This is a genomic window from Yoonia sp. (assembly GCF_036007805.1).
Lineage (GTDB): Bacteria > Pseudomonadota > Alphaproteobacteria > Rhodobacterales > Rhodobacteraceae > Yoonia.
This window is the reverse complement of the sequence record NZ_DASYOK010000290.1, coordinates 1-4,592: the sequence shown is the minus strand read 5'-3', so window position 1 is coordinate 4,592 and position 4,592 is coordinate 1. Positions and strand designations below refer to the sequence as shown.

General features: G+C 58.3%; 6 protein-coding genes. All 6 read right to left on the bottom strand.

Annotation, left to right across the window (positions count from 1 at the left end; genetic code table 11):
• A partial coding sequence (locus tag VGP75_RS15365; protein WP_327544496.1) for a 5-oxoprolinase subunit C family protein occupies positions 1 to 777 on the bottom strand: 777 nt, incomplete at its 3' end.
• Positions 770 to 1,459: a 5-oxoprolinase subunit B family protein gene (locus tag VGP75_RS15360; RefSeq protein ID WP_327544495.1), complete on the bottom strand. Its 690-nt coding sequence runs from the start codon at positions 1,457 to 1,459 to the stop codon at positions 770 to 772. The genes VGP75_RS15365 and VGP75_RS15360, both read right to left, overlap by 8 nt.
• A gap of 8 nt (positions 1,460 to 1,467) precedes the next feature.
• Complete coding sequence (locus tag VGP75_RS15355) at positions 1,468 to 2,229, bottom strand: LamB/YcsF family protein (RefSeq protein WP_327544494.1); 762 nt, start codon at positions 2,227 to 2,229, stop codon at positions 1,468 to 1,470.
• A gap of 12 nt (positions 2,230 to 2,241) precedes the next feature.
• Complete coding sequence (locus VGP75_RS15350; protein ID WP_327544493.1) at positions 2,242 to 3,525, bottom strand: TRAP transporter large permease; 1,284 nt, start codon at positions 3,523 to 3,525, stop codon at positions 2,242 to 2,244.
• Positions 3,522 to 4,070 (bottom strand): TRAP transporter small permease subunit, encoded by a 549-nt coding sequence (locus VGP75_RS15345; protein WP_327544492.1) that lies wholly within the window; start codon positions 4,068 to 4,070, stop codon positions 3,522 to 3,524. The genes VGP75_RS15350 and VGP75_RS15345 overlap by 4 nt, the downstream gene beginning before the upstream one ends.
• Before the next feature lie 24 nt (positions 4,071 to 4,094).
• Positions 4,095 to 4,592 (bottom strand): type 2 periplasmic-binding domain-containing protein (locus tag VGP75_RS15340; RefSeq protein WP_526025516.1); only part of this gene is annotated, 498 nt, incomplete at its 5' end.

Below are 4,592 nucleotides of genomic sequence, written 5' to 3'. Positions count from 1 at the left end.
ATAGCCGCCTGTGGTTTGATGATCGGCCAAGAGCACCGTTGGCACACCGTCGCCCGATACCTGAATGGACCCGCGGACAATCGGCTCTGAAGGGATCGACAAAGCATGCTCCATCTCAAGGGTCGGTCCATTCAGCCGCATTCCCATCCGGTCATAGGCATCGGAAACGGAGAAAGGCGCGCTCAAAAGCTGCTCTAGTGCCTCAGCTGTAAAATACCGATCCTGCGGCCCGAGTACGACGCGCATCGCGCCGTCAGACGCAAATTCCGGCTGCGCGATCTCGCCTGCCCGCTCTTCGCGGACCGCCACATCTGCCACCACCAGCGTCTGTCCGCCTTGCACAACACCCCCGCCAAAGCCCGAGGAGGCGTGGGTAGCCTGGCTACCAAGCCACGTTTCAGAAGCCAGATCACCCGCGAAAGCCAGATAGGCCCAACTGCCTGCCTTGCCTGCGCGGATCGCCAGCTTCTCGCCCTTGCGGATTGTCAGGATCGTCCATGAACTTGTCTTTTGCCCTATATGTTCGACGACAAAGTCACCACCGGTGATCGCCACGCTGACCGATCCTTCGGTGCATTGCAGCATCAGGCCACCAAGGGAAATCTCGATCGCGTTCAAGCCTGCCTTGTTGCCAAGTGCCGCATGGGCCGCATCAAAGGCAAGACGATCCATTGGGCCGGACGCCGCAACGCCATAGCGCATGTTCCCCGGACGCCCTGCATCCTGCATTGTGACCAATGGCCCCGCGAATGAGACAGAGAACTTTGCGCTAGCCATCGACCTGTTCCCCGCAGAGCTCTTCATAGGTCTTCAGGTCAACGCGCTCAAACACCACGCGGTCGCCGACATCAAACAGGAACGGATGATCGGGGTTTCCCGTGAAAATCGGCGTCGGGGACCGCCCGATGATCGACCAGCCCGTCGGCATCGTCAGCGTGGTGATCAGACATTGGGGCCCTGCGATAATCACACTGCCTGCCGGCACACCGCGCACAGGGGCGGGCTTGCGCGGCACCTGAATAGCCTCGGGCACGCCGGACAGATAGGCGTATCCGGGCGAGAACCCATACATCAAAACGTGAAAATCGCCTGTGAGATGCGCGTTAATGACCGCCTCCTGCGAGAGTCCTGTCGCGGTTGCGACGGCTTCCAGATCAGGGGCGAAATCGCCCTCATAGCAGACCTGCACATGCCGATCGACACCGATGATCTTCTGGCTTTCCAGACCTTTGAGCAGTGACCGTAGGCGGTTTTCCACTGCGCTATGGTCCGTCTGTATCGGATCGAATGACACAAGGAGATTGACCAAGGCCGGCACTGTCTCAATCACCCCATGGGGGACATCAGATGCAATCGCCTGATCAAGCGCGATAACAGCTGCATGGGCCTCTTCACTGATGACCTCCGAGAAAGTCACCAGCAAGGCATGATCAGCAACTGGTTTAAATTGAGGTTCCATAGGCATCCTTAGGGGAAGGCAAAGCTTTTGATCTCTACGCCATGCGCAGTCAGTTGCTTCCAAATTGCGCGTGTCATGTCCACAGCCCCCGGGCTGTCACCATGCACACAGATCGAATGCGCTGCAAGTTTGATAGGGTCGCCATCCACTACAGGCATCAGTCCGGTTTGCAGAAATGACATCAGGCGCGCGGCGGCTTCCTTTGCGTCGTGGATCATCGCACCCTCTTGGTTGCGCGGCACGAGCTGGCCTGAGGCGAGATAGCCGCGATCCGCGAAGATTTCAGAGAATACAGTCACGCCTGCGGCCCGTGCGGCCTCTTCGCTTTGGGTGCCAGAGATCGCGAGGATGGCCAGTTTCGGATCAATCTGGCGTACGGCCACCACAATTGCATCGGCCACCTTGCGATCCCGCGCCGCCAGATTGCCGAGCGCGCCATGCGGTTTGACGTAAGTGACAGGCACCCCCACCAGTGCAGCAACACCTATCAGAGCACCGATTTGCGCGGCACACATGCGCCCGATCTCATCAGGCGACATCGGGATCACGCGGCGGCCAAAACCTTCGCGGTCCGCATAGCCCGGATGCGCACCCACATTGACCCCGTTTTTCTTGGCTTGCATCAGCGTCCGGTACATCGTTTCGGGATCGCCCGCATGCCCCCCACAGGCGATACTGGCCGAGGTGACCAGCGTCATCATCTGCGCGTCATCGCCCATGGACCATGGGCCAAAGCCTTCTCCAAGGTCGGCGTTCAGGTCAATCTGCATAGCTTCCGGCCCTTATTGCAGGAATGTCGGAAGGAACAACGCGATGCTTGGGAAAGCAATCAACAGGAAAGCCATCGCAAGCATGGTCAGGCAATAGGGCAATGCCCCCAACATCACTTCGTTCAAACTGCCCGACTTGCGCGCGCCCTGCACCACATAAAGGTTCAGTCCAACGGGCGGTGTGATCAAGGCCATCTCGATCAGGACAATCATCAGGATACCAAACCAGATCACGTCATAGCCCTGTGCCACGACAAGCGGCACGATGATCGGAATGGTCACAACCATCAGCGACAGTGTTTCGATAAAGAACCCCAAGACAATGTAGAGCACTACGACAACCAGAATTGTCTTGAGCGGCGTCAGGCCAAGCCCGTTCATGAACTCTGTCAGTTCCCGCCCCAGCCCTGCCGAGGCCAGTGTGAAGTTGAGGAATGACGCACCAATCACGATCAGCATGATCATCGAGGTGATCTTGACCGTGCCTGTCAGGCTTTGCAGCAACATGTCCCAGGACACACCACCGAAAGCCAAAGCAATCAGGAATGCACCTGCGACACCGACTGCGGCGGCCTCGGTCGGTGTGGCCCAGCCACCATAGATCGACCCGACGATCAAACCGAAAAGGATCAGGATCGGGATCAGGTCAATCAATGCCCGCAACATTTGCGGGAAAGGAAACGTGCGGCGCATGCCCCCCAAATCGGGCCGGATCATGCAGATGACCGCGGTCACAACCATGAATGCAATCGCCAGCGCGAGGCCGGGGATCAGCCCCGCCAGAAAAAGCTGCGGGATCGAGGATTGCGTCAGGAATCCATAAACGATCAGATTGATCGAAGGCGGGATCATGATACCCAGCGTCCCGCCAGCGGCAATCGCACCGGAAAACAGTTTCGGGTCATACCCCAGCTTCTCGGCCTGCGGCATGGCAACAGTCGCCACGGTTGCGGCTGTGGCCACGGACGAACCGGACGTGGCCGAAAACATTGTTGCGGTCGCGATATTGGCGTGAACCAAGCCCCCCGGCAGCCAAGACACCCAGCGGTCAAGGGCGGCGTAGGTGCGGGTGGCAACCCCACTGCGCACAAGGATTTCACCGAGCAAGACAAAGAACGGGATCGCGATCAGCGTGGCCGAATTGGACGACGACCAGACCATGTTGCCCAAGCCCCGTGTCAGCGGAAAACTGGAAAAGAAGAAATCAATGCCGAAACCCAAGAGGAACAACACGATCCCGACAGGAATGGAAAGCGCAAGCAACCCCAGAAGGCCGATGGACACATAGCCGATCATTGCAGCGTCTCCTGCTCTGCAAATGCACCAATGATGCTTTCTGTCTCGGCATGCCTGCGTTTGGCCAGCAGGCTGAGCGCGGCAAGGGTCGTGATCGTGGACATGGCCGCAAACCAGACCCAGCCCGCAAACCAAGGCAGTTGAACCCAGGCCAGTGGCGTCTCAAGTGGCGTATTCGCGCGCGATCCGTTGGTGATTGAGCGTTCGACAACAGGCCACGCCTTAATCGCGATCGTGATGATCACGCCGGACATAACGATCATGGAAAAGACATCGAACAACGCCTTTCCGAAGGATTGAAACTTTGTGCGTAGCAAGTCGATACGGACATGCCCCAACTCAAGCAGCGTATAGGACATGCCCCATGAGGTCGCGAGCGCCATTGCGTAGCCCGCAATCTCTTCTGTGCCGCCAAGGGACGAGCCGATCTGGCGCATGATGATGTCCGCGAGCACAAAGGCAGCGCAGAGAAGCAGGCCGAAACCTACGACCAGCGCGACACCTTTGTTGATCACCCGCAGATGACTAATCAGCTTCAGTTCCATCTCAACACGTCCCCTGACTTTGATTTAGTTGATTGTCACACCAACAACGGCACCAACGCTCTCATTCCAACGGGCAGCCCAATCGCCACCTGCGCGCTCGGCCCATTCAGGAAGAACTTCGGTTGTCAGAATGTCGCGTGCCCGTGCAAAGTCTGCGTCACTGACATTGACCAATGTCATCGAGCGCGCGTCACCGGATGGGCAGTCACCGTTGCCGGTCAGACAGGCAATATCGTTGACCAATGCGTCTTGGGCGCTGGCCCAAGCAGGGTCTTCAAAGCCGCTGGCGATTTCGCTTGTGATCAATGCCTGGTGATCGGAACTGAGGCTGTTCCATTTGTCCAGATTCATCGCCGTCACAACCGAATCCCAGCCGCCAAGCGGGATAGGCAGCAGGTGTGTGGAGACTTCCCACCATCCCGCACTATAGCCCGAACCGGCCCCCGTAACAGCGCAGTCAACGACACCATTCTGCAAGGCGCCCGGCACTTCGGCGAAAGACACGTTCACGCCTTCCGCGCC

Excerpts from the sequence above, each read along its gene's own strand:
- VGP75_RS15355 (WP_327544494.1), bottom strand. The coding sequence starts at position 2,229 with ATGCAGATTGACCTGAACGCCGACCTTGGAGAAGGCTTTGGCCCATGG.
- VGP75_RS15345 (WP_327544492.1), bottom strand. The coding sequence starts at position 4,070 with ATGGAACTGAAGCTGATTAGTCATCTGCGGGTGATCAACAAAGGTGTC.
- VGP75_RS15350 (WP_327544493.1), bottom strand. The coding sequence starts at position 3,525 with ATGATCGGCTATGTGTCCATCGGCCTTCTGGGGTTGCTTGCGCTTTCC.
- VGP75_RS15360 (WP_327544495.1), bottom strand. The coding sequence starts at position 1,459 with ATGGAACCTCAATTTAAACCAGTTGCTGATCATGCCTTGCTGGTGACT.